The 1,085-nt window shown below is 58.5% G+C and carries 2 protein-coding genes; one reads left to right on the top strand and one right to left on the bottom strand.

Translation table 11 applies throughout. The annotated features are described in order from the left end of the window. A partial coding sequence (locus AC1D35_RS36340; RefSeq protein WP_477942877.1) for a glutathione S-transferase family protein occupies nucleotides 1-443 on the top strand: 443 nt, incomplete at its 5' end. A 50-nt stretch (nucleotides 444-493) separates the two neighbouring features. Here the strand turns inward: AC1D35_RS36340 and AC1D35_RS36345 are convergent. Then, nucleotides 494-967: a hypothetical protein gene (locus AC1D35_RS36345; protein ID WP_113311376.1), complete on the bottom strand. Its 474-nt coding sequence runs from the start codon at nucleotides 965-967 to the stop codon at nucleotides 494-496. Nucleotides 968-1,085: the final 118 nt, after the last annotated feature.

The raw sequence follows: 1,085 nt of genomic DNA on the forward strand, positions 1-1,085 counted from the left end.
CCGGCGCGATCATCCTGCATATCGCCGAGCGCCATCCGGGCCTGCTGCCTGGTGATGCCAATGCCCGCGCCCGCGCCATCGCCTGGATCTTTGCCGCGCTCTCCACGATGGAGCCCGTCATCGTCGACCGCGAGACCGCCAGATATGAAGAGGGCAAGGAGAGCTGGTACAACGAACGCCTGGCCTATGTCGAAAAACGCATCCGCAAACGGCTCGCCGAACTTTCCGCCCGGCTTGGCGATGCCGACTGGCTGGACGGGAAATTCAGCGCCGGCGACCTGCAGATGATCTCGGTGCTGCTGAGATTGCAAAGCTCGGCCCTGCTGGAGGAATATCCCGATCTCTGCGCCTACATCTCGCGCGGGCAAGCGCGCCCCGCATATAAGCGGGCTTTCGAGGCGCAGAAGGCGGTGTTCCTGGCCATATCGGRAGGCGGACAATAGTCCTGACAGGGTCGATGGGCGGCGAAATCCGTGACCGAGCGCGGCGAAATCTACAAGAAAAATCGCCCCTCGGCTTCATAGCCTTCCGGTTTTGGATCGGGAACAGCATGAAGCTTTTCCTTCATGTCAGCCCGAAGATAGGTGTCGAATACATAGTGTTTGCCATTTCCCTGAAGATGCTTGCCGGTTTTCCGTTCAAGCCAGGCGCTCGCGGTCGCGCCTACAAATTTCGGGTAATGGACTTTGTTCGCTAACGGCCTGCTGTGACCGAACCGCTCGCGTGCGTTTCCTGAGCATCCGGCTTGAGGGTGTTTCGAGTGGTCGTAGTTCCACCAAACCGAAACACGCAGCTCGCCGAAGCTGATGCTTTCCCAGAGTACTACGGACGGATGTCCGGCAATACCGGCAAACAGGTGACCATCCTCGTCGCTTGGACCATCGTCGGGCGGGGCAGCAAGGGATATCCTGCCCTGCTTAATTGCCTCGTTCATCCCTAAGACCAGCAATTTCCGGTAGCTTTCCATGAGCCCCTCGCCTGATTATCTGGCAATACCTTGTTCCTAGGCTCGGTTGAGGTGGTGGCAAACAAACGACCGACCTGGGAGCACAAAGCCGTCCTAAAAAATCCGGGCTTCTATGTTC

The organism is Rhizobium sp. P1_E6, assembly GCF_056405875.1.

Bases quoted from the DNA above. Each gene is read 5' to 3' on its own strand.
- AC1D35_RS36345 (WP_113311376.1), bottom strand. From the start codon at position 967: ATGGAAAGCTACCGGAAATTGCTGGTCTTAGGGATGAACGAGGCAATT.